The 20,524-nt window shown below is 70.3% G+C and carries 24 protein-coding genes and 1 other RNA gene; 16 read left to right on the forward strand and 9 right to left on the reverse strand.

The window, feature by feature from the left end; all coding sequences use genetic code 11:
- Window positions 1–9: 9 nt before the first annotated feature.
- Window positions 10–471 (reverse strand): MarR family winged helix-turn-helix transcriptional regulator, encoded by a 462-nt coding sequence (locus ACIBQZ_RS35165; protein WP_396093169.1) that lies wholly within the window; start codon window positions 469–471, stop codon window positions 10–12.
- 97 nt (window positions 472–568) lie between these two features.
- Window positions 569–1,321, reverse strand: a complete 753-nt coding sequence (locus ACIBQZ_RS35170; protein ID WP_396093170.1) for a sulfite exporter TauE/SafE family protein — start codon at window positions 1,319–1,321, stop codon at window positions 569–571.
- 68 nt (window positions 1,322–1,389) lie between these two features.
- On the opposite strand from ACIBQZ_RS35170, the gene rnpB reads away from it, so the two are divergent.
- The 6 genes from rnpB (at window position 1,390) to ACIBQZ_RS35200 (ending at window position 4,226) form a co-directional block, all read left to right on the forward strand.
- Window positions 1,390–1,791, forward strand: an RNA gene (rnpB, locus tag ACIBQZ_RS35175) — RNase P RNA component class A.
- Between the two features lie 196 nt (window positions 1,792–1,987).
- Window positions 1,988–2,749, forward strand: coding sequence for a hypothetical protein (locus ACIBQZ_RS35180; RefSeq protein WP_396093171.1), 762 nt, complete (start codon window positions 1,988–1,990; stop codon window positions 2,747–2,749).
- 91 nt (window positions 2,750–2,840) lie between these two features.
- Window positions 2,841–3,227 carry a hypothetical protein gene (locus ACIBQZ_RS35185; RefSeq protein WP_396093172.1) on the forward strand — a complete coding sequence of 129 codons (387 nt, stop codon included), beginning with the start codon at window positions 2,841–2,843 and terminating at the stop codon, window positions 3,225–3,227.
- The gene (locus ACIBQZ_RS35190) at window positions 3,217–3,678 is read left to right on the forward strand and encodes a MerR family transcriptional regulator (protein WP_396093173.1); all 462 of its coding nucleotides are present in this window, start codon (window positions 3,217–3,219) and stop codon (window positions 3,676–3,678) included. Before ACIBQZ_RS35185 ends, ACIBQZ_RS35190 begins: the two co-directional genes overlap by 11 nt.
- Window positions 3,675–3,935: a hypothetical protein gene (locus ACIBQZ_RS35195; protein WP_396093174.1), complete on the forward strand. Its 261-nt coding sequence runs from the start codon at window positions 3,675–3,677 to the stop codon at window positions 3,933–3,935. Before ACIBQZ_RS35190 ends, ACIBQZ_RS35195 begins: the two co-directional genes overlap by 4 nt.
- Window positions 3,936–4,025: 90 nt before the next feature.
- Window positions 4,026–4,226: a hypothetical protein gene (locus tag ACIBQZ_RS35200; RefSeq protein ID WP_396093175.1), complete on the forward strand. Its 201-nt coding sequence runs from the start codon at window positions 4,026–4,028 to the stop codon at window positions 4,224–4,226.
- 1 nt (window position 4,227) lies between these two features.
- Here the strand turns inward: ACIBQZ_RS35200 and ACIBQZ_RS35205 are convergent, their stop codons facing one another.
- Together ACIBQZ_RS35205 and ACIBQZ_RS35210 are read right to left on the reverse strand one after the other, a co-directional pair.
- Window positions 4,228–4,578, reverse strand: coding sequence for a hypothetical protein (locus ACIBQZ_RS35205; protein WP_396093176.1), 351 nt, complete (start codon window positions 4,576–4,578; stop codon window positions 4,228–4,230).
- A complete protein-coding gene (locus tag ACIBQZ_RS35210) occupies window positions 4,575–4,943 on the reverse strand; it encodes a hypothetical protein (protein ID WP_396093177.1) in 369 nt (122 codons plus the stop codon). Before ACIBQZ_RS35210 ends, ACIBQZ_RS35205 begins: the two co-directional genes overlap by 4 nt.
- A gap of 630 nt (window positions 4,944–5,573) precedes the next feature.
- Between ACIBQZ_RS35210 and ACIBQZ_RS35215 the strand changes: the two genes are divergently transcribed.
- The 5 genes from ACIBQZ_RS35215 (at window position 5,574) to ACIBQZ_RS35235 (ending at window position 10,298) form a co-directional block, all read left to right on the forward strand.
- On the forward strand, window positions 5,574–6,671 hold the full coding sequence (locus ACIBQZ_RS35215; protein WP_396093178.1) for a type I glyceraldehyde-3-phosphate dehydrogenase: 1,098 nt from the start codon (window positions 5,574–5,576) through the stop codon (window positions 6,669–6,671).
- Between the two features lie 10 nt (window positions 6,672–6,681).
- A complete protein-coding gene (locus tag ACIBQZ_RS35220; RefSeq protein ID WP_396093180.1) occupies window positions 6,682–7,596 on the forward strand; it encodes a threonine/serine dehydratase in 915 nt (304 codons plus the stop codon).
- Window positions 7,597–7,757: 161 nt separating this feature from the next.
- Complete coding sequence (locus ACIBQZ_RS35225; RefSeq protein WP_396093181.1) at window positions 7,758–8,903, forward strand: hypothetical protein; 1,146 nt, start codon at window positions 7,758–7,760, stop codon at window positions 8,901–8,903.
- A gap of 89 nt (window positions 8,904–8,992) precedes the next feature.
- Complete coding sequence (ribA, locus tag ACIBQZ_RS35230; RefSeq protein WP_396093182.1) at window positions 8,993–9,607, forward strand: GTP cyclohydrolase II; 615 nt, start codon at window positions 8,993–8,995, stop codon at window positions 9,605–9,607.
- 94 nt (window positions 9,608–9,701) lie between these two features.
- Window positions 9,702–10,298, forward strand: coding sequence for a D-alanyl-D-alanine carboxypeptidase family protein (locus ACIBQZ_RS35235; protein WP_396093183.1), 597 nt, complete (start codon window positions 9,702–9,704; stop codon window positions 10,296–10,298).
- Here ACIBQZ_RS35235 and ACIBQZ_RS35240 read toward each other — a convergent pair.
- On the reverse strand, window positions 10,295–11,089 hold the full coding sequence (locus tag ACIBQZ_RS35240; protein WP_396093184.1) for a class I SAM-dependent methyltransferase: 795 nt from the start codon (window positions 11,087–11,089) through the stop codon (window positions 10,295–10,297). The genes ACIBQZ_RS35235 and ACIBQZ_RS35240 overlap by 4 nt on opposite strands.
- A gap of 110 nt (window positions 11,090–11,199) precedes the next feature.
- On the opposite strand from ACIBQZ_RS35240, the gene ACIBQZ_RS35245 reads away from it, so the two are divergent.
- Together ACIBQZ_RS35245 and ACIBQZ_RS35250 are read left to right on the forward strand one after the other, a co-directional pair.
- Window positions 11,200–12,222: an aspartate-semialdehyde dehydrogenase gene (locus ACIBQZ_RS35245; protein WP_396093185.1), complete on the forward strand. Its 1,023-nt coding sequence runs from the start codon at window positions 11,200–11,202 to the stop codon at window positions 12,220–12,222.
- 184 nt (window positions 12,223–12,406) lie between these two features.
- Window positions 12,407–12,610, forward strand: coding sequence for a hypothetical protein (locus tag ACIBQZ_RS35250; protein WP_396093186.1), 204 nt, complete (start codon window positions 12,407–12,409; stop codon window positions 12,608–12,610).
- On the opposite strand, the gene ACIBQZ_RS35255 is transcribed toward ACIBQZ_RS35250, so the two are convergent.
- A complete protein-coding gene (locus ACIBQZ_RS35255; RefSeq protein WP_396093187.1) occupies window positions 12,607–14,022 on the reverse strand; it encodes a hypothetical protein in 1,416 nt (471 codons plus the stop codon). The genes ACIBQZ_RS35250 and ACIBQZ_RS35255 overlap by 4 nt on opposite strands.
- On the opposite strand from ACIBQZ_RS35255, the gene ACIBQZ_RS35260 reads away from it, so the two are divergent.
- The gene (locus ACIBQZ_RS35260; RefSeq protein ID WP_396093188.1) at window positions 14,021–14,374 is read left to right on the forward strand and encodes a hypothetical protein; all 354 of its coding nucleotides are present in this window, start codon (window positions 14,021–14,023) and stop codon (window positions 14,372–14,374) included. The two genes, ACIBQZ_RS35255 and ACIBQZ_RS35260, sit on opposite strands and share 2 nt — an antisense overlap.
- Before the next feature lie 102 nt (window positions 14,375–14,476).
- Window positions 14,477–15,967, forward strand: coding sequence for an RNB domain-containing ribonuclease (locus ACIBQZ_RS35265; protein ID WP_396093190.1), 1,491 nt, complete (start codon window positions 14,477–14,479; stop codon window positions 15,965–15,967).
- A gap of 196 nt (window positions 15,968–16,163) precedes the next feature.
- On the opposite strand, the gene ACIBQZ_RS35270 is transcribed toward ACIBQZ_RS35265, so the two are convergent.
- Together ACIBQZ_RS35270 and ACIBQZ_RS35275 are read right to left on the reverse strand one after the other, a co-directional pair.
- Window positions 16,164–16,472 (reverse strand): WD40 repeat domain-containing protein, encoded by a 309-nt coding sequence (locus ACIBQZ_RS35270; protein ID WP_396093191.1) that lies wholly within the window; start codon window positions 16,470–16,472, stop codon window positions 16,164–16,166.
- An 84-nt stretch (window positions 16,473–16,556) separates the two neighbouring features.
- A complete protein-coding gene (locus ACIBQZ_RS35275; RefSeq protein WP_396093193.1) occupies window positions 16,557–18,137 on the reverse strand; it encodes a hypothetical protein in 1,581 nt (526 codons plus the stop codon).
- A gap of 835 nt (window positions 18,138–18,972) precedes the next feature.
- Here ACIBQZ_RS35275 and ACIBQZ_RS35280 point away from each other — a divergent pair.
- On the forward strand, window positions 18,973–19,401 hold the full coding sequence (locus tag ACIBQZ_RS35280; RefSeq protein WP_396093194.1) for a hypothetical protein: 429 nt from the start codon (window positions 18,973–18,975) through the stop codon (window positions 19,399–19,401).
- An 83-nt stretch (window positions 19,402–19,484) separates the two neighbouring features.
- Here the strand turns inward: ACIBQZ_RS35280 and ACIBQZ_RS35285 are convergent, their stop codons facing one another.
- Window positions 19,485–20,306 (reverse strand): transposase family protein, encoded by an 822-nt coding sequence (locus ACIBQZ_RS35285; protein WP_396093195.1) that lies wholly within the window; start codon window positions 20,304–20,306, stop codon window positions 19,485–19,487.
- Between the last annotated feature and the right edge of the window lie 218 nt (window positions 20,307–20,524).

The following is a 20,524-nucleotide window of genomic DNA, read 5'->3' on the forward strand; positions in this document are numbered from 1 at the left end:
CGGATGTCCTTATCCGGGGTCGCGGCCTTTGAGGTACGTGTCCATGTCGCGGGTCAGCCGCTCCAGCACGCCGGCGAGCCGCACCCGCTCCTCGGCGCTCCAGCCCCGCAGCACCTCGTCGTAGACGTCGCGGCGGGCCTTGCTCACGGCGTCGACCTGGGCCAGCCCGAGGTCGCTGGCGGCCACGACGCTGCCCCGGCCGTCCTGCGGGTCGGGGTTGCGCTCGACCAGGCCGTCGCGGTGCAGGGCGCTGATCTGCCGGGTCACCGTCGAGCCGTCCAGGTTGAGCCGGGCGGCGACGGCGGAGACGTTCTGCGGGCCGGCCTCCTGCAGGAAACGCAGGATCAGGTACGCGGCGCGGTCGAGCGCGCGGTGCGGGCGCGGCGAGGAACGGCGGGTCGCCTCACCCAGCCGCATCAGCATGGCCACCTGGGTCTCGATGACCCTGAGTGCCGAGTCGTCGTCCGCCATCTGTCCTTCCCGGTCCGCTGTGGTTCGGCTGCATCTTGCCGCCGGTGGCTGAAGGTTTCCTGACAGCACATCTCAGCAGCTTCCGGCCCGGTACGCCTCAGCGAAACGCCCGCCATAGCAGGATGAGCCCGACAACAGTTCCGAAGCTGACGATCAGGACCTTCAACACCCGGGCGGGGAGCCGCCGGGCGAGGTGCGCGCCCAGGTAGCCGCCGACGATCGTGGCCGGCGCGACCACGAGCACCGCACCCCAGTGCACCGGGGCGAGCACGGCGAAGACCACCACGGTCACCAGCCCGACGCAGGCGGAGAGCACGTTCTTGAGCGCGTTGATCCGGTTCAGCGTCTCGTCCAGCACCAGCGCGAGCGCGGCGACGTACATGACACCGAGCGCGGCGCCGAAGTAGCCGCCGTAGATCGCCCCGACGAAGACCACCACCTGCAGCGTGACCTTCTTCTCCCCGTGCGACCGGCCGACCAGCGCCCGCAACCGGTCCTGGAAGAACAGAATCGCGGCGGCGCCGAGCACCAGGAACGGCACGACCAGCTCGAACGCCCGGGCCGGCGTGCCCAGCAGCAGCAGGCACCCGAGCACGGCCCCGGCCAGGCTGGTCGGCACGATGGTCCGCAACCGCCGCCCCTGCCCGGCCAGATCGGCCCGGCTCGCGGCGACGCTGGAGACATAACCCGGAAAGACCGCGACGGAGTTGGTCACGTTGGCGTCCACCGACGGCAACCCGACGGCGATCAGGCTCGGGAACGTGATCAGCGAACCGCCCCCGGCGATCGCATTGACCACGCCGGCGGCCAACCCGGCGGCGACCAGCAACAGCACGTGGGAAAGATCCATGATGCCGACGAATCTACGGGGCCCCGCGGCCACCGGGGCCGCCGCCCGTAGGATGGAACCGCGACGGACGAGTCGACCGGGCGGTCGCGTCGGTGTCCTCACGGACACCGCCGAGGAACGTCCGGACTCCACAGAGCAGGGTGGTTGCTAACGGCAACCCGGGGCGACCCGCGGGAAAGTGCCACAGAAAACAGACCGCCGGCTTCGTGCCGGTAAGGGTGAAACGGTGGGGTAAGAGCCCACCAGCACCCCGGGTGACCGGGGTGGCTCGGTAAACCCCACCCGGAGCAAGGCCAAGCAAGGCCACCACCGCGAGGTGGGGGCCGGCGCAGGCATTCGAGGGCTGCTCGCCCGAGTCTGCGGGTAGGCCGCAAGAGCATGTCGGCAACGGCACGCCTAGATGGATGACCGCCCCCGGCACCCGCAAGGGCCGCCGCGGACAAAATCCGGCGTACAGGTCGGCTCGTCCGTCGCCTTCCTGGCCGGAGCCCTGCTGATGGGCTCTGGCCAGGCGTTTCTCCGGTCGCTGCCGGTCAACGCCGGTGGGCGTTCGACGACCCGAACACGGCCCCGCACAGCTCGCTGACGGCCCGGAGGGTGTCGTGTGGGCCGCGCGGTTCGTGATCTGATGCCACCGTGGCAATCGAGCCGGTGGAGGAACCGTCGATGACTACTGATTCCACGCTCGCGCGGATCGGCCATGCTGTCGCGCTGCACCACAGCCAAGGCCGACCTGCCGCCGCCCGCCAGCTGTTCGCGCAGCTCTGGGACGAGATCGGCGGCGAGCGAGGCGACCCGCTGCACGTCTGCGTGCTGGCGCACTCCATGGCCGATGTGCAGGACGACGTCCACCAGGAACTGCTCTGGGACCGGCGGGCCCTGGCCGCGGCCGCCCTGCTCACCGAGGACCGGGTGGCGGCGGCCGGGGTGCCGTTGTCCGTGGCCGGGTTGTATCCGTCGTTGCACCTCAACCTGGCCGATTGTTACCGCAAGCTTGATGATCTCGACCGCGCCCGGGAACACCTGAGGCTGGCGGAGGCCGGGATCGGTGCGCTCGGTGACGACGCCTACGGCCAGCTGATCAAGGATGGCCTTGATCGGCTGGCGCAGCTGCTGAGGCCGTCGCAGCCACTGACCGTGCAGATCTACTGCCGCCTCACCGTCACCGTGCACCGCCCCGAGGCCGTCACCGATCTTGCCGTCCGGCAGCTGCGTGACGCCGACATCGACTGGTCGGCGGAGGAGGACGATCTCGAGACGGCGGCCGGGGAGCTGCGGGCCGACCTGCTCAACTCGCTGGCCGGCCTGGTCGAGCCCGACCGCCTGCTCGACGGGATTCCCGGCGTCACCGCGGAGGACGCCCGCGTCTGGGCGGAGCCGGGCGACCCGCACCCGCGTTTCCAGCCGGGCTTCCGGGATCCTGACTGACCGTGGTCGAGGGTCGCCGGCGTGCGCGGACTTGCATCCGGTACCCAGGTACAGGCTTACCGTCGAGACACACCGTTCTGAGGAGCCCGTGATGTCCGTCGTCATCCCTGATGCCTGCACGTTGCCGACCGCCGAGCGGTCGCCGCGGCTCGCCGAGTTCGACGCCTTGTTCGCCGCCGCGGTTCGCTCGGTCGAGACGACCGGGCCGACCCGGCTCCGGCTGCGGCTGAGCGGTCCGGCCGGGCTCACCACGACGGTACGGGACCTGACCGCCCGGGAGACCGAGTGCTGCTCGTTCTTCACGTTCACGATCACGCCCGAGCCGGCCGACGACGAGTCCCTGATCCTCGACGTCGAGGTGCCCGCCCGGCACGCCGACGTGCTCGCCTCCCTCGCCCAGCGGGCCGCCGTGCTCGGCCTGCCCGGCCCGCCGGCCACCGAGGTGCGGGAGGTTCACGGTGCGGCGCATGCCCGGTGACCTGGTCTCCGCCGATCGGGCCGGGCTGCGGACCGGTGAGGTCGCCGAGCGGGCCGGCGTGAACATCCAGACCCTGCGGTACTACGAACGCCGGGGGCTGCTCAGCGAGCCCGTCCGGTCGAACGGCGGGCACCGGCTCTATCCGCCCGACACGGTCGCGCTGCTCTCCGTGATCAAGGCGGCGCAGCGGCTCGGGTTCACCCTCGACGAGGTCGCCGAGCTGCTCGACGCCGGCCGGCGGCGGCACCCCGGCGCCGATCTCCGGCAGCGCGCGATCGACAAGATCGTGGAGGTCGATGCGAAGATCGCCGACCTCACCGCCATCCGGAACACGCTGGCCGAGGTCGTCGACGCACGCTGCGACAGCCTCACCCATTGCACCTGTGCCGACTGCCCCATCCCGTTCCTCACCATCGGCACCGCCGACCGTCCCGGGGGAGATCCCGCATGAGCCTGCCCATCCGTCCGGTCACCCCGGGCTCGCCGCCGGCCCGGAGCAAGGTCGCCGGTGGTCTCGCCGCCCTGGCCTGCGCCGCGTGCTGTGCGATTCCGCTGCTGATCGCCGCCGGCGTGCTCACCGGGGCCGGTGCCGCGGTCCTGGAACGGACCCTGCTCGTGGTCGCCGCGGGTCTGGCCGTGCTCGCGCTGGGCATGTGGTGGCTGCACCGCCGCCGCGCCGCCGCGGCCTGCGGTTGTGGTGGCTGCTGAACGTCCGGCGCTGCCGCAACCGGATCTCGGACTTGCGGGCGCCGTCCGGCGGCAGGCTTGCCGAACCGGCGGGGCGGGTATGACCGTTGCGTGACTACGAACCAGGACGAGCGCCGGGGCACCGCGGAGACGATGCACCAGACCGCCGAGGCGTTGGAGCGGAGCGAGGCGATCCTGCACGAGAGCGCCGAGAAGTCACCGGACGAGGAGACCCGGCGGCGCCTGCACCGGCTCGGCGACGAGGTGACCAGGCAGGCCCTCGCGATCGACAAACGCGCCGACGCCCTGTGACTCAGGGCGCGTCGGTCTCCCAGGGACAGCGGAAGTCCGCGGTGCGCAGGCCCCACTCCTCGATCGCCGTGACCAGCTCGGACTCCCCGTGCACGGTCTGCTCGCGTCCCCGCACCGCGCCGATGTCGTAGTCGAAGCCGTCGAGCCATTCGGCGTCGTAGTCCCAGTGCTGCAGGGTGAAGGAGCGGTCCGGGTCCGGTCGGGTCCAGCCCTCCCGCCTTGCCCGGGCGTCCGCCGGAGTGCCGCCGGGCAGGATCGTCACGAACGCCCGCCGGCCCGGGCCGGTCGGCACCTCGGCCACCAAGGGCCGACCCAGCCGCAGCGTGTTCAGCTTGTCCATGGGCCAGGTCATGGCGCTGCTCCGGGCATCAGCCACAACGTCAGTCCCGCGTCGGTCACGGCCAGGGTCAGCAGGCTCATCCGGTCGCCGCGGCGCAGCCACGCCTCGTCGTCGGCGGTGGCGGACAGCACCTGCGCGGCCGGGATCGGAACGGCCTCGTGCCAGGGCGCCGGCCAGTACGGGAAGTCGAAGAGGTCGATCAGCCCGCGGCCGGCCAGCGCGGCGACCGCCGCCCGCAGCTCCGGGACCGCGCGCCTGCGCTCGTCCTCGGTGCCGTTGCCGGTCCAGCCCGCGGGCAGCTCCACCAGCATCGCCTCCGGATCGAGCTCCTTGAGCACGTACTGCTCGGCCGGGCTGAGGTCGTTGATGCTGAGCACGATGCCATCCTGTCCGACCGGGGCAAGAAACGTGCCAACCTGACGATGGCACGCGGCCGGGCGGCACCCCCCGGATCGGGGGAAATCGTTTCCGGAGTGGCCGCGGTCGGTGCCGGCGTGGGTGGAATGTGAGTACTCGGGATCGTTTGCCGGAACCCGCGCCGAGGCCGTGTTTGAATGGTCGATGCGCCCGTCGACCATCGAAAGGGCCGATGATCGAAATCGGGCCGGGAATGCGCGGTTATACGGCGCCCGGTTTGCCCCGGCCATCGTAACGATTCAATGCCCTCACCAGCGCGGACGTGGTTGTACCGTCCAGGTGAGGTGTGCGCCCGGTGACCGTGGCTGCCCTGCCGGCCGACGGCCGCTCCGGTCGGTCCGGACTACTCAGGTCCGCTCGGCGGCGCAGTCCGGGTGCCGTCCGATATCGGGGTAATCGCTGGTGACCGCCACTGTCCAGAGGGGATTCGCCGGTGAGTAGACTGCTCGCCCGGGGCACCGTACGGGGTGTCCGACTTGTGAGTTTCTCCTCGGCGCACTCCGGTTGACGTGCAAGTTGCACACTCATAGTGTCTGGAGTGTGACGGCGGGTGTTTGCTGGGTCTGCTTCCAGCGCGGTCGCGCCACGGCATGTCCGTTGACCAAACCGGCCGTAGGGAGTTCTTGGTGAGTATCGCGATCGGCATCAACGGTTTCGGTCGGATCGGCCGGAGCGTGATGCGCATTGTCGGTGCCTCCGCGGACACGGGAATCACCGTCGCCGCCATTAACGACATAGCCCCGGTCGAGCGATTGGCATACGGACTCAAGCGCGATAGTCTGCGCGGCCGATTCCCCGGAACGGTGGCCGCCGCCCCGGGTCAGCTCATCGTCAACAATCGGCCGATCTGGGCGTTCCAGCAGCCGCAGCCGGGCCGCATACCCTGGGCCGAGGCCGGCGTCGACGTGGTCATCGAGGCGACCGGCCAGTTCCGCACCGGCGCGAGCGCCCGGGAGCACATCATCGGCGGCGGCGCCCGCAAGGTCGTCATCAGCGCCTCGGCCGACAACCCCGACGCGGTGCTGGTCTACGGCGCCAACCACCAGCGGTACGACCCGGCCCGGCACGACGTCATCTCGCCGGCCTCGTGCGGCGTGAACGCGCTCTCGGTGATGGCCAAGGTGCTGCTGGAGCGCTTCGGACTGCGTTCGGTGCACACCTCGGTGGTGCTGGCGATCCAGGGCTGGCAGAAGGCGCAGGACTCGCTGACCGGCTCGTCCCGCGACGACCCGCGGCTGGGCCGGGCCGTGCACGACAGCATCATCCCGCACAACCACGTGCGCGGTGACCTGCTCAGCGTCGCGCTGCCGGAGCTGGGCAAGGTGCGGTACAGCTACTACTGCGTGCCGACGCCGATCGGTTCGCTGGCCGAGCTGACCGGCTTCACCGACCGCCCGGTCAGCCGCGACGAGGTCAACCGGGCGATGGCCGAGGCCGCGGCCGGCTTCCTCGGCGGCGTGCTGGACTACGACCCCGATCCCACGGTCTCGGTCGATGTGCGGGACAACGCGGCGTCCTGCCTGTTCGACCCGTCGGGCACGCAGACCAGCGCCGATGGCGGTGTGCAGGTTCGCGGCTGGTTCGACAACGAGTGGGGCTTCTCGCACCGGCTGCTGGACCTGGCGCGCCTGGTGGGGGAACGTGAGGCCGTGCCGGTGGGTGCCCCGTACCGGTCCGGCGTCGTGTAGAACTGATCGGGTGATCACGGCCAGCGAGCTGGAGGCGGCGGCCCGCCGGGTCGCCGGGCGGATCCGCCGGACACCCGTGTTCAGCGCCGGGCCGGCCCTGCTGAAGCTCGAGTTCCTGCAGCACGCGGGCTCCTTCAAGACCCGGGGCATGTTCAACAAGATCCTGGCGGCGGCCGAGCACGGGCTGCCGGCCGCGGGTGTCGTCGCGGCCTCCGGCGGCAACGCGGGCCTCGCGGCGGCGTACGCGGCCCGCGAGCTCGGGGTGCCCGCGGAGATCTACGTGCCGGTCACCGCCCCGCCGGTCAAGGTCGCCAAGCTGGCCAAACTCGGCGCCCGGGTGGCCCAGGTCGGCGCCGAGTACGCGGAGGCGTGCGCGGCCGCCACCGTGCAGGCCGAGGCGACCGGGGCGCTGTTCTGTCACGCCTACGACGACCCGGACATGGTGGCCGGCAACGGCACCCTGGGGCTGGAGCTGATCGAGCAGCTGCCGGAGGGTTTTGACACCGTGCTGGTGGCGGTCGGCGGTGGCGGCCTGATCGCCGGGGTCGCCGCCGCGCTGCACGGCCGCGCGCGGGTGGTCGCCGTCGAGCCGGTCACCTCCGCCGCCCTGCACGCGGCCCTCGAGGCGGGTGGCCCGGTGGACGTCCCGGTGTCCGGCGTGGCCGCGGACTCGCTCGGCGCCCGGCGGGCCGGGACGATCGCGTACGAGACCGCGGCGGCGGAGCGGCTGCCGTCGGTGCTGGTCGACGACCAGGCCATCGTGGACGCGCGGCGGGAGCTGTGGGAGGAGTACCGGATCGTCGTCGAGCACGGCACCGCCGCCGCGCAGGCCGCGCTGACCTCGGGCGCGTACGTGCCGGCGCCGGGGGAGCGGGTCGTGGTGCTGCTGTGCGGCGCGAACACGGACCCCACCGACCTTGCTTGAGCAGCTCCGGCCGGGCCGATCAGGCCGAGGTAGGCGATCAGGAAGAGCCCGGCGACCAGCCCGGTGGTGAACCGGCGGCCCGGCGCGATCCGGCGCGGGCCCGGCTCGGCATGATCGACGATCGCCTGCGCCCGCCCGGCGCTCTCGGCGATGCTGGGTGAATGTCCGAGGACAACCCGATTGCCACGCTTCGGCAGTTCCGCCGGTTCGCCGTGGTGGTCTGCCTCGTGGGCGTCGCGGTGCAGCTGGCGCTGACCGCGTACTACCTCGGCATGGGGCACAAGGCCACCCCGCACGACGTACCGGTGGGCCTGATCGCCCCCGCCGCCAAGCGGGCGGCGATCGTCGACCTGCTGGAGCGCGACGGGGTCTTCGCGGTCCACGACTACGCCGGCGTCGCGGACCTGCAGGCGGGGATCAAGAGCCGCGAGGTGTACGGCGGGGTCGACGCCGGCGCCGCGCAGCCGCACCTCTACCTCGCCTCCGCCGCCGGCCCGGCCGCCGCGAGCCTGCTGCGCGCCACCTACGTCTCGGTGGTCGGGCAGCAGAACGCGCAGCTGCTGGCCGAGCTCGCCGCGCGCGGTGACACGATCCCGGTCGCGCGGGCGCAGGTGATCGCGGCACCGCCGGCCGTCACCGACGTGGTGCCGCTGCCGCCCGACGACGTCAACGGCGCCTCGCTCGGCTTCCTCACCCAGGCGCTCGCGCTCGGCGGCACCATCGCCTCGATCGGGCTGGGCCGGCTGATCCCGCGCACCCGCCGGTCCTGGAAGCGCGGCCTGGGCCACTTCAGCACGCTGATCGTGTACGCGCTGGGCTCGGCCGCGGTGGTGCTCTGGTCGATGAGCTGGTTCGGCGTCGGCGCGGACGCCGACCACCTGGAGATGTTCGGCATCTTCGCGCTGATGTCGCTGGCCGTCACCGGCTCGACCGCCGGCGCGGTCGCCCTGGTCGGCCCGGGCGGCGCGCTGCTCGGCGGCCTCTACTTCACCGTGGGTACGGTCATCTCCGGCGCGAGCATCCTGCCGGAGTTCCTGCCCGCGTTCGGCCGCTACCTCGGCGAGAACCTGCCGACCGGCGCCGGGGTGCAGGCGGTCCGCGACAATCTTTATTTCCCGGCCGCGCCGATCGGCGGGCACCTGCTGGTGCTGGCCCTCTACGCCGGCCTCGGCTGCCTGCTCGTGCTGGTCACGAACATGTTGCCGAACCGCGGGGACCGCATCAGCGAGGTCGACCTGGAGCTGCGCGACCGCATCGAGGGCACCGAACACCGCGAGCCGGCCGTTATTCCCTCGGCTGTTTCTTGATCCGTTGTGACGTTTGGCTCGTGGTTCCCTGCAGAGGCGCGGCGTATGGTGAAGCGCGTACTTGAAGCGTCAAGTGCTAGGGAGCTCACATGTCTTTGGGTATTCGCAGCCGGGTCACCGTGCCGCTGAAGTTCGCGGACGGCTACGGCACCACGGCCGAGGTGATCACCTTCGACGGCCTCGCCGACGGCAAGGAGCACCTCGCGCTCGCCCTCGGTGACGCGTTCGGCGCCGAGGTGCCGCTGGTGCGCCCGCACTCCGAGTGCCTGACCGGTGACGTGTTCGGCTCCGAGCGCTGCGACTGCGGCCCGCAGCTGCGCGAGGCGGTCGAGCGGATCGCCGGCGTCGGTGGCTTCCTGCTGTACCTGCGCCAGGAGGGCCGGGGCATCGGGCTCTACGCCAAGCTCGACGCGTACGCGCTGCAGGACCTGGGGATGGACACGTACGAGGCGAACCGGGCACTCGGGCACGCCGACGACGAGCGGGACTACACCGCCGCGGCGCAGATGCTGAGCGCGCTGGGCGTGGGCGCGGTCGACCTGCTCACCAACAACCCGGACAAGCCGGCGCAGCTGCGCGCCTCCGGCGTCGACGTGCGCCATGTGGTGCCGACCAGCGTGCACGCCTCCGCCGCCAACGTGCGCTACCTGCAGGCCAAGGTCGCGCACACCGCGCACACCATCAACCTGCCGCTGGCGGTCTGATTTCGGGTTTCCGCTCAGTCATATTTCCGGTGCGCCGAACGGTAGTGCGACATGCCGTCGAGCACGGAGGTAGCCCGCTGTGGGGATCGAGGCCGTGAACAGCCGGATCGCGGACATCCAGGGCCGGATCATCGCGATGCAGACCCAGCAGGCCGCCGCGACCAAGGCGGCGGCGGCCCCGACCACCACCTCGGCGGCGTCGGGGGACAGTTTCGCCACCGCCCTCGCCGACGCGATGGGCTCCCAGTCGTCGGCCGCCGCGTCGGCCAAGTCGTTCTCGCTGAACAGCAAGGGGATCCCGACCGAGCTGGCCGGCTACGGCAACGGCAAGATCCCGGCGAACGCGCTGGAGCAGGTCGGCAGCACCAACCACAAGCTCTGGGCGCCGGCGGCCGAGTCGCTGACCCGGATGATCTCCGACGCCAAGGCGCAGGGTGTGACCATCGGGATCACCGACTCGTACCGCTCGTACGCCGAGCAGGTCGACGTGGCCCGGCGCAAGGGGCTCTACTCGCAGGGCGGGCTGGCGGCGAAGCCCGGCACCAGCGAGCACGGCTGGGGCATGGCCACCGACCTCGACCTGAACAACAAGGCGCAGGCGTGGATGCGCGCCAACGGCGAGAAGTACGGCTTCGTGGAGAACACCCCGCGCGAGCCGTGGCACTGGGCGTACGAGCCGAAGTCGGTCTAGCCGGGCTTCTGCCAGATCAGTTCGCCGTGCAGCAGGGACATCCAGCCGTCCGGGTGGGCGGCCCAGGTCTTCCAGGCGGCGGAGATCTTGTGGATGTCCGCGCCCTGCTCCGTTGCCTGCCGCGCCAGGTCTGACCGGAGGATGCGGTCGGCCCACATGCCGCCCCACCACCGGCGGTCCTCGGGCGTCGCGAAGCACCAGGTGCTCGACGTCGCGGTCGCGCCGGTCAGCCCGGCCGCGTGGGCCCAGGAGAGCAGGCGGCGGCCGGCGTCGGGCTCGCCGCCGTTGCCGCGGGCGATGCGCCGGTAGAGGTCCAGCCACTCGTCCAGCTCCGGCAGCTCGGGGAACCAGGCGAACGCGGCGTAGTCGCTGTCGCGTACCGCGATCAGGCCGTTTGGTTTGGTCACCCGGGCCATCTCACGCAGCGCCGTCACCGGATCACCCACGTGTTGGAGCACCTGGTGGGCGTGCACCACATCGAAGGAGTCGTCGGGGAAGTCCAGCGCGTGCACGTCGCCGACGGCGAAGCCGACGTTGCCCAGCCCGCGCCGGCCGATCTCGGCCCGGGCCAGGTCGAGCGCGGCCTCGGTGGTCTCCAGTGCGGTGACGCGACCGGGTGTGATGTGCGTCGCCAGGTCCGCGGTGATGGTGCCCGGCCCGCACCCGATGTCCAGCAGGGTGTCGCCGGATTTCAGCCGTGGCAGCAGATGCGCCGCCGAATTTTCTGCGGTGCGCCAGCGATGTGAGCGCAGGACCGATTCGTGATGCCCGTGGGTGTAGACAGCAGCCATGCCCCGAAGCTACGTCTGCGTCTCGCATATCGGGAGGACTTTCTTGAAATCTGGGAGCTATGCGGATACCGGATTTCGCTGAGTGGCTGGCAGGCCGTAGTTTTGTCGCCATGAGGATCGGCATCGTAGGGGCGACGGGGCAGGTCGGTGGCGTCATGCGCCGCATCCTGGCCGAGCGCCAGTTCCCCGTTGACCAGCTCCGGCTCTTCGCCTCCGCGCGTTCCGCCGGGCGCACCCTGTCCTGGGGTGACGGCGAAGTGACCGTCGAGGACGCGGCCACCGCCGACTACCGCGGGCTGGACATCGTCCTGTTCTCCGCGGGCAAGGCCAGCTCCCTCGAGTACGCCCCCAAGGTCGCCGAGGCGGGCGCCGTGGTGATCGACAACTCGTCGGCGTACCGGATGGACCCGGACGTCCCGCTCGTGGTGGCGGAGGTGAACCCGGCGGCGATCACGCAGCGCCCCAAGGGCATCATCGCCAACCCGAACTGCACGACGATGGCCGCGATGCCGGTGCTGCGCCCGCTGCACGACGAGGCCGAGCTGGTGGCGCTGGTCGCCACGACGTACCAGGCGGTCTCCGGCGCCGGCCTGGCCGGCGTCGCCGAGCTGGACGAGCAGATCAAGAAGGTCGCGGACCGGGCCACCGAGCTGGCCTTCGACGGCAGCTCGCTGGAGTTCCCGGCGCCCCGCTCGTTCGCCCGGCCGATCGCGTTCAACGTGCTGCCGCTGGCCGGCTCGATCGTCGACGACGGCCGCGGCGAGACCGATGAGGAGCAGAAGCTCCGCAACGAGAGCCGCAAGATCCTGGACATCCCCGGGCTGAAGGTCTCCGGCACCTGCGTCCGGGTCCCGGTCTTCACCGGCCACTCGCTGCAGGTGAACGCGCGCTTCGCCCGGGCGATCACGCCGTCCCGCGCGCGGGAACTGCTCGCCTCGGCACCCGGCGTGGAGCTGTCCGACATCCCGACGCCGCTGCAGGCGGCCGGCCGGGACCCGACCTTCGTCGGCCGGATCCGCGCCGACGAGACGGTGGAGAACGGGCTGGCATTGTTCCTCTCCAATGACAATCTGCGTAAGGGCGCGGCGCTCAACGCGGTGCAGGTGGCCGAGTTGGTGGCTGCGGCGCTCTGAGGTCTTCGGCCCGTCCCGCCTTTGGGTGGGGCGGGCTTTGTCGTTTCCGCGGCCCGTCCCGGCTTTCGGATCGGGCGGGCTTTGTCGTTCCTTCGGGGAGTCTTTCCGACAATCCACTATGGAAAAAACGGGCTTTTTGCCTGAATCGGTAGCGCATGGTCGGTTTGAGGTGCACAGTGATTGCATGAACGACAGTGGGCCCGGCGGCGGCTACTTCTGGTGCCTCCGCCACAACCGGGTCGAGACCGGGGACGACAAGTGTCCTGCCCAGTACCGGCTCGGCCCGTACTCCTCCGCTGACGACGCCACGCGGGCGCTCGAGACCGTCGAGAAGCGCAATGCGACGTGGGACGCCGAGGATGCCCGCTGGACCGGGGAGGTCAGCTAGACCGGCTCGACCCCTGTGTCCAAGCCGGAATCCTGCAGTCTCCAGGCGGAGACGAGCCCGCAGTCATTCGCAAGGAGGAACGTCCCCATGGCCGTGCCCAAGAAGGCCCCGACCCGGGCCGCCACGACCGGCGCCAGAACCGCTCGGGTCGCCGCGTCCCCGGCCGCCGCGTCGCGGGTCACCGCATCGCCGGTCACGGCATCGCGGGTCACCGCATCGCCGACCGGTGCCAGATCGTCGACCGGTGCCAGGTCGTCGGCCGGCGCCAAGTCGCTGGTTGCCGGCAAGACCTCGTCGGGTCGGGCGGTTGCCAAGCGGACTGCTGCCGCTTCCTCTGCCAAGCCCTCGATCTCCGGGACCAGGACCGTTGCGGTTTCCGCTGCGGCTAAGCCCGCCGCGGCTGGTGCTGGTGGGGCTAAGAAGGGTGCTGGGCCGGCCAAGAAGGCGGCGAGCGGGTCCTCCTCGGCGGCTCGTTCCGCGGCCAAGTCGACCGCTGCTCGGCCGGCTGTCAAGTCTGCTGCTGTTGGTTCGGGTGCGGCTCGTCCGGCTGCTAAGCCGGCTGCCGCTAAGTCGGTCGCGGCTAAGGCCAAGTCCGCCGGGGTGAAGGCGAGCAGCGCCAAGCCGGTGGCTGCTAAGTCCTCCGGGGTGAAGGCATCTTCCGCTAAGCCGTCTGCGGCGAAGTCGGCCGCTAAGCCGTCTGCGAAGTCTGCCGCTAAGTCGTCTGCGGCTAAGTCGGCGTTGACCTCGGCCGCTGCGAAGTCGCCGACCTCGAAGTCGATGTCGGCCAAGTCGGCCGCAGCGAAGTCCTCCACCGGGAAGTCGACGACGAAGACCTCGGCTGTGAAGCCGACGGCTGCGAAGTCCACCGCTGCGAAGCCTTCGACCATGAAGTCGGCCGCCAAGTCGACGGCTGCGAAGTCTTCGGCCGCGAAGTGGGCCGCCAAGTCGACGGCTGCGAAGTCTTCGGCCGCGAAGTCGGCTGCGAAGTCCACGACCGCCAAGTCCACGACCGCCAAGTCCGCGCCGGCGAAGTCCGCGGCTGCGAAGTCGGCCGTCGCCAAGTCCACGGCCGTGAAGTCTGCGGCTGCCAAGTCGACCGCGGCGAAGCCCAAGTCGGCCGGCGCCAGGTCGGCTGCTGCCAAGGCTGCCGGCGCCAAGGTGACTGCCGGGAAGTCCGCCGCCGCGGTCAAGGCCAGTGCCGCCGGCAGTGCCAAGTCCTCCACCTCGGCCAAGTCCTCCACCTCGGCCAAGTCCTCGGCTCCGGCCAAGTCCGCGACCTCGGCCAAGTCCTCGGCCTCGGCCAAGTCCTCGGCGACCGCCGCCAAGAAGACCGCCGCCCGCAGCACCACCAACGCGGCCAAGACCCGGACCGCCGGCACCGGCAAGGCGGCCAACGCCAAGCCCAGCGGCATGACCAAGACCTCGGCCACCAACGCCGGCCGGGTCACGAAGGCCGCCACGCCCGCCGCGGCCCGCCAGGCCACCGCCGCCGGCAACGGCCGCGTCTCCACCGGCAACGGCCGCGTTTCCGCCGGGACCAGCCGGGCAACCACCGGCACGAGCCGCGTTCCTGCCGGCACGAGCCGCGTTCCTGCCGGCACGAGCCGCGTTCCTGCCGGCACGAGCCGCGTTCCTGCCGGCACCGGCCGCGTTCCTGCCGGCACCAGCCAGGTGACCAGCGGCGCCGGCCAGGTGACCAGCGGCGCCGGCCGGATTTCTGCCACCGGTGGCTCCTCGGCCCGTAAGGCGACCACGAGGCGCTGACCCCGGGCCAACCGGGACCGAGGGCCGCGCCGTGATCGGCGCGGCCCTTTCGCGTACGCGTGGGCCCGCGGAAATGTCGGTCGGGCCTGGTAGGAATGACCCGTGCCGATTAAACGGGTGTGGGCGCCACGCATCGACTTCTCCGTGCTGCGCCGCGAGCTCGACCTGCCCGCCGAGTTCCCGCCCGACGCGATGCGGGAGGCGCAGGAGGCCGCGTCCGCCGCCGCCCTGCCCGCCGTTGACCGCACCGAGATCCCGTTCGTCACCGTGGACCCGGCGACCTCACGCGATCTCGACCAGGCCATGGAGCTGACCCGCCGGGCCGGCGGCGGCTACCGCGTGCGATACGCGATTGCCGACGTCGCCTCCTACGTGCGGCCGGGCGGGGCGCTCGAGGCCGAGACCTGGGCGCGCGGCCAGACGATCTACTTCCCGGACGGCAAGATCCCGCTGCATCCGCAGGTGCTCAGCGAGGGCGCGGTGAGCCTGCTGCCCGACGTCGACCGCGCCGCGGTGCTGTGGACCATCGACCTGGACGCCGACGGGGAGTTCGCCGCTATCGCCCTGGAGCGTGCCCGCGTGCGCAGCCGGGCAAAACTCGACTACGTGGGCCTGCAGGCGGCCGTCGACGCGGGCACCGCCCCCGATCCGATCGCGCTGCTGCCCGAGCTGGGCGCCCTGCTGGCCCGCCGCGCCGCCGACCGCGGCGCGGTCAACCTGCCCCTGCCCGAGCAGGAGGTCGAGCAGAACGGCGACGGCTGGCAGCTGGTGCTCCGGGCCCCGCTCGCCGTCGAGGAGCACAACGCGCAGATCTCCCTGCTCACCGGCATGGCAGCGGCCACCCTGATGCTCGCCGGCAAGATCGGACTGCTCCGCACGATGCCCCCGCCCCGCCCCGAGGCGGTCACGAAGCTCCGGGCCGCGGCGGCGTCCCTCGACGTGACCTGGCCGCAGCACGCCTCCGTGGGCGCGGTCGTGGCCTCGGTCGACCCGGCCAGCCCGCGCGGCGCCGCGTTCCTCAACCAGGCAGCCGAGCTCCTGCGCGGCGCGGGCTACACGGCCTTCGACAACGAGCAGCCCGCGGAGACCGGCCACGGCGGCGTGGGCGCGCCCTATGCCCACGTCACGGCGCCACTGCGCCGTCTCGCCGACCGCTACGCGACGGAGGTCTGCCTGGCGCTGCACGAGGAGCGCGAGGTGCCGCAGTGGGCCCGCGAGGCGCTGCCCCGCCTCCCGAAGTGCATGGCGACCACCGACCGCGCGGCCTCGGCAGCGGACCGCGGCGCGGTGGCGCTGACCGAAGCGGTGCTGCTGGCGCACCGCGTAGGGGAGACGTTCGAGGCGGGGGTCCTCGATGTCGACGATCCCCGTCCCGGCGGCGGTGCTGGAAACACGGTCGATCGGGCCGGCCCCACCGCGCCGGCCGCGGGTGGCAAGCCGGGGAACAAGCGGCCTCGCGGTGGCATGGTGGCGATCGACGAACCCGCCGTGCAAGCCCGTTGCGTGGGCGACCTGCCGCTCGGTGGTCGCATTCAGGTCCGGTTGGCCCAGGCCGACCCGCGGACCAGAGAGGTCCTCTTCCAGCAGATCTGATCATCGGCCGGAGGTGCCGGTCAGCCACCCCGGGCTCCGGGGCCTGTGGTCGCCGTCCGGACGGCCCCATCCGACCTGGAGGACCACGAGGTCGTCCGGCTGCACGGCCCATCCGACCTGGAGGACCACGAGGTCGTCCGGCTGCGCCGGACCACCTTGGTGACCGTGCCGGGCCGGGTTGGGCGCTGACCCGTGGTCAACGTCCCGGCAGTGCCCAGATCCGGACGCCCTCGTCGGCGCCCGTCGCCACGCTCAGCCCGTCGGGGGCGAACGTTACCGACGGCACGGGTGAGTGGTGTCCGACCAGCGTGCACAGCAGGTCGCCGGTGGCCACGTCCCAGATCCGGGCGGGGTGAGGCCGATTGGCGGTCGGGGAGAAGGACAACGAGGTGACGTCGTCCGCGGCCCCGGTGCCGAGGTCGTAGATCAAGGTGGCGGTGTACGCCGACGTCGCCAGGGTGGTGCCGGCGGGCGGACCGGCTTTCTCCAGGTGGGCTGGGCCCACCGGGTGGCGCGGGTTCTTTGCATGCGTTGGTCAGACACGCTCCTGTCCGGACACTCGGCGTCACCGAGCGCGGCCTACCTCGGCTCAGCCAGGGGTCCAGTCCACGCACGGGTCGGCCGGGTCGGGCGGGGGATGATTGGCGTCGGGCTTCTCGTACCAGGTGATATAGACAACCTGCGCCATGGTGTCGATCAGGGTGATGAGGGTGACGCGTAGTTTGGCAGGCTGATCACTGGTGAGGCTTTCGCCAACCGAGAAGCTGGTGTGCGGGGTGAACCGTTTGTCGATGATGCGCTGGCAGCGGAGAACAAGATCCGGCGAGATCGTCTCACCGAGGTTGACCCGCGGGGCGAGCACCGTGGTGATGTCCCGCATCGCCGGCGAGCAGACGTTGATCATGTCTGTCTGCTTGCGTGGCGTTGGTGCGTCCACTCGACGGATGGAGTCGACCGGGTGGATTTCCAGCCAGCCGCCGTGTCCCGGTAGATGGTCGTCCCAGCATTGCCGGAATTGACCGACGGGGGAGTTGTCGGCGTGTGAGGTGTCCTGCCACAGGGTTCCGCTGATGATGACGTACTGCCCGGGGCTGAGGTCGGGATCACCGGGGTTGACGCCGAGCGGCCGTCGCGGTTGGAACGGCCAGGCATTGCCGTCCTTCGCGGGGTCGCTGGGGTCCGTGCCGGCCCAGCCGGCAGGGGGCCGGCCGCGATCGGCGATGTGCCAGGCGTTGAGTTCGACGGTGAACAGACCACCGTTGCCGGGCCATAGGAACGATGCAGCGGTCGCATGCCCCAGGTTCACCAACGGTATGTCTCGGCCCGGTCGAAGGTCGATGAGTCGGCTTCGGGCGCCCTTGACGATCGCGTCGCGGACCGGTTTCAGGAGCGCTGGTGTGTCGTAGTTCCGCGTGATGAAGTCGTTGTCGAGCCAAATGTCGTAGTGATAATCCTCGCTCTCGTTCGCGCGGATGACATCCGCTTCCCCGCTGTCGTTGCGGGTGGGTGCTGTGTCGCCATCCTGCCAGAGCCAGCCGGCGAGGACGATGCCCTTGGTGATCACCTGGCTCTTGGCGCGCCCGTCCTGTTTGGTGTTGTCGCCTTGTGCCTCGTTGAAGAAGTCGCTCGCGAGGGGAATCCGCGCCGGGTCGGCGAAGTTGCTGAGCCGAACAGTCAACGGCGGCCGCTGCTCCACCGGTGGTGGGGTCTTGAGATATGTCTGGTCGCGTACCTCCACGACGATCGGCGCCACGCTGACGCGTTTGAGTGGTGGAAGATTGATCACGATTTCCCAGAAGAGATTTCGGCTGGGCGCGGGTACCACTTTCGCGACGGACTCATACCACGGATCGGTCTCTGGCCGGCCCTCGCGGAGGCTGATGTCGGCGCCGTCCAAGGCGACAGCGATGTTCGTGCTCCAGTCGGCTTGCACCCTGATGCGAATTCTTCCCGCCGTCGGCAGCGCGGCGAAGTCGCCGTTGGGGTTCTGCGGGACCACCCGGTCTCCGGACACCACCGTTTCCAGCACCGGCGCACGCTGCGTCTTGAAAGGTGTGTCCTCGCCGCAGCCGATCAGGGCGCCGGCGGCGACAACTCCGACGGCAAGCAGGCGAAGCGGCTTTGACCTCGACACGCGGTCGGCGCCGTTGCCCGTGAAAAGCGGCAGCATGCTCGACTCCCTCTGCTGGGGTCGCTGAGGTGTTGGCGGTTGACGGGATGAGCCTTCGATGGGGCGACCATCCACGTCAGGTGTGGGGCCAAGGAAGGCAATGTGAGCAAGGTGTGTTTCGGGAGATGTGGCTCACCGCGCGTCGGGCCGGATCTGCCGTCGAGTTTCGACAGTCTGCGACCGGACGCTTTCGAGAACGTCACGCGAAGCTCTGATCATGCTTCCTGCGAATGTGTATTTCCCAATAGGCCTGCCTCATCTCGAGCGCGGCAAACCGATAGCGGAAAGCGGCGCAATCGTGTCGGCAAAGCTTGCAGCAACCCCCATGCGTGACTGGGGACTTTGCTGTCGACCGAAGTTTAGATGACCCTGGGAACCGGATCCTGCTACATGTCGCAGATCCGACATCGGTTGCCGTACCTTGCAGTGGTTTGGGCGAGGCCCATTGGAGATCGGTTCGACCGGCCATTCGGCCGAACCGGCCGGCGGCGGCCGTGCCCATATTGATCACGGCAGGGCTGTCGGCCGGATGGTTGCCGGCTGCACCTCGGACATCCTGCGGCGCTGCCACACCGTCCACACGAATCACGATCATGATCGGCAACGGGCGCGTAACCGGCCAGAACGGGAAGAGAACGATGTTGCCGCCGTCCGCTCGTCCGCCACCGGTTCGATTTTGCGTCCAAGAATGTCGTCCATATCGCCATGCGTATATCCACCAAAAACACGCATTGGTGCGCGCCGGCTTCCGGGAGATAGTTGACCATGTCGGTGCGGCGGTCACCAATTTCCGAGATCCGGGAACCCGTACAGGAGATCGGGTCGTCTCACCGGAATGTCACGTGTACTGGTCTTCCTTGCGATGGTGGGCGTGCTGGCCGCATGCACCCCGGCGGATTCTGGTGGCGGTCCCGTGGAAGGGTCCGCTGGAGCGGATCGTTCGGGGGTCCGCGGCATCGCGATCGTCGATGTCGGCTGCCCTGTGCTGGAAGGGTCGTCGCCGTGTCCGCAGGTGCCGTTGCGGGCGCGGATCGCGGCCGGCCGGCCGGGCCAAGCGGGGCGGCTCGTCGCTGTGGAGACCACGGACGACGGCCGGTTCGAGATCGTGCTGGCGCCCGGCACCTATGAGCTGCGTGGCGAGAACCTTGCCGGGCAGCCGGTGCCCTCGGCGATGCCGGTGACGGTGGTCGTCCACCCGGGACAATTCTCCGATGCGGTGGTGGTATTCGACTCCGGCATTCGGGGCGCCCCATCAGATAATTGACCAATCGAACCTGCACTTTCTGTCGGGTATGACACCACCTGCATTCATTGAGGTTGTCCGAGCAAGGAACTGACTACTGAAGGTCATGTAGTGCGGTTGTGTTCGATGTGGAGGATGACCAGCGCGGCGGCGACGATCTTCCCGATCCGCCACGGGTTGAGGCTGATGTTGCGCAGTGCTCGGAAGCTCATCTTCAGTAGGGAGTTGCCGCGTTCGCCGATCGCGCGCAGGCTGTTGTGGGCCTTGTTGAACTGCTGCTGGGCGAGGAGCAGTCCGCCGTTCTTGGGTCTTTTGAACGCGACGGTGATCGTGTCGGCGAGGCCTTCATAGCCCAGATCGCCGAGGGTGCGCAGGTCCGTGCCGGCGTCGGTGAGGGCGGGCAGGATCTCGGTGTGGGCGCGTGTGGCGGTGGTGTCGTGTTCGCGGCCGGGCCGTACGTCGGAGGTCCAGATCGGCCAGCCGTCCGGTGCGGTGATGACCTGGACGTTGCCGCCGTGGTTGTCGTGTTTGCCGGACCACCACAGGTCGACGCCTTCGGTCGGGCCCGGGGTACGGCACCGGTCGGTCTCGATCAGGGTCCCGTCGATGTTCACGTAGTCGTAGCCGGCGGCCTTCGCCGCGAGTAGCGCGCCGTGCAGTGTGGGCGAGCGGGCGGCGAGCACGTCGATGGCTTCGTTGAGGTAGTCGTAGCCGGTCGAGACGCTGATCTGGTTGTCGGTGGCGAGTTGCCGCATCCGGGTGCCGTCGAGGAACCAGCGCAACACCAGGATCGCCTGTTCGCGGGCGGGTACAGCTCGGGTGCCGGCCCTGGTACCCCGGCGGGCGCGTTCCGCGGTCAGCAGCCCGGTCAGGAAGTTCACGGTGTGCTCGCGTGCCGGTAGCACGGCGGTGTATGTGACACTCATCGTCGGCGCAGGATCCCTATGAAGTTGATCTGTGGTAGGACCACCTTCATATCGGGGTTCTGCGCCTTTTCTACGTACCGGCGCCCATCAGGCGCGTCTCGGACCTTCTGGACACCAAATCCGCTACAGCCCGCAACCGGAACGTTGCGCGGAATGGCTCATTGGTTCGGGTTGAATTGGTGTGCCGTTGCGAGATACGAACTCGCCGGAACCCGACA

The sequence above is a fragment of the Actinoplanes sp. NPDC049599 genome (assembly GCF_044465625.1).
GTDB lineage: Bacteria > Actinomycetota > Actinomycetes > Mycobacteriales > Micromonosporaceae > Actinoplanes.

What these genes read in the sequence shown, in the direction of transcription:
- ACIBQZ_RS35250 (WP_396093186.1), top strand. Translation starts at nt 12,407, where the DNA reads ATGAACGACAGTGGGCCCGGCGGCGGCTACTTCTGGTGCCTCCGCCAC.
- ACIBQZ_RS35245 (WP_396093185.1), top strand. Translation starts at nt 11,200, where the DNA reads ATGAGGATCGGCATCGTAGGGGCGACGGGGCAGGTCGGTGGCGTCATG.
- ACIBQZ_RS35255 (WP_396093187.1), bottom strand. Translation starts at nt 14,022, where the DNA reads ATGCCGCTGGGCTTGGCGTTGGCCGCCTTGCCGGTGCCGGCGGTCCGG.
- ACIBQZ_RS35240 (WP_396093184.1), bottom strand. Translation starts at nt 11,089, where the DNA reads ATGGCTGCTGTCTACACCCACGGGCATCACGAATCGGTCCTGCGCTCA.
- ACIBQZ_RS35185 (WP_396093172.1), top strand. Translation starts at nt 2,841, where the DNA reads ATGTCCGTCGTCATCCCTGATGCCTGCACGTTGCCGACCGCCGAGCGG.
- ACIBQZ_RS35285 (WP_396093195.1), bottom strand. Translation starts at nt 20,306, where the DNA reads ATGAGTGTCACATACACCGCCGTGCTACCGGCACGCGAGCACACCGTG.
- ACIBQZ_RS35260 (WP_396093188.1), top strand. Translation starts at nt 14,021, where the DNA reads ATGACCAAGACCTCGGCCACCAACGCCGGCCGGGTCACGAAGGCCGCC.
- ribA (WP_396093182.1), top strand. Translation starts at nt 8,993, where the DNA reads ATGTCTTTGGGTATTCGCAGCCGGGTCACCGTGCCGCTGAAGTTCGCG.
- ACIBQZ_RS35195 (WP_396093174.1), top strand. Translation starts at nt 3,675, where the DNA reads ATGAGCCTGCCCATCCGTCCGGTCACCCCGGGCTCGCCGCCGGCCCGG.
- ACIBQZ_RS35170 (WP_396093170.1), bottom strand. Translation starts at nt 1,321, where the DNA reads ATGGATCTTTCCCACGTGCTGTTGCTGGTCGCCGCCGGGTTGGCCGCC.
- ACIBQZ_RS35165 (WP_396093169.1), bottom strand. Translation starts at nt 471, where the DNA reads ATGGCGGACGACGACTCGGCACTCAGGGTCATCGAGACCCAGGTGGCC.
- ACIBQZ_RS35275 (WP_396093193.1), bottom strand. Translation starts at nt 18,137, where the DNA reads ATGCTGCCGCTTTTCACGGGCAACGGCGCCGACCGCGTGTCGAGGTCA.
- ACIBQZ_RS35215 (WP_396093178.1), top strand. Translation starts at nt 5,574, where the DNA reads ATGTCCGTTGACCAAACCGGCCGTAGGGAGTTCTTGGTGAGTATCGCG.
- ACIBQZ_RS35205 (WP_396093176.1), bottom strand. Translation starts at nt 4,578, where the DNA reads ATGACCTGGCCCATGGACAAGCTGAACACGCTGCGGCTGGGTCGGCCC.
- ACIBQZ_RS35180 (WP_396093171.1), top strand. Translation starts at nt 1,988, where the DNA reads ATGACTACTGATTCCACGCTCGCGCGGATCGGCCATGCTGTCGCGCTG.
- ACIBQZ_RS35225 (WP_396093181.1), top strand. Translation starts at nt 7,758, where the DNA reads ATGTCCGAGGACAACCCGATTGCCACGCTTCGGCAGTTCCGCCGGTTC.
- ACIBQZ_RS35190 (WP_396093173.1), top strand. Translation starts at nt 3,217, where the DNA reads ATGCCCGGTGACCTGGTCTCCGCCGATCGGGCCGGGCTGCGGACCGGT.
- ACIBQZ_RS35280 (WP_396093194.1), top strand. Translation starts at nt 18,973, where the DNA reads ATGTCACGTGTACTGGTCTTCCTTGCGATGGTGGGCGTGCTGGCCGCA.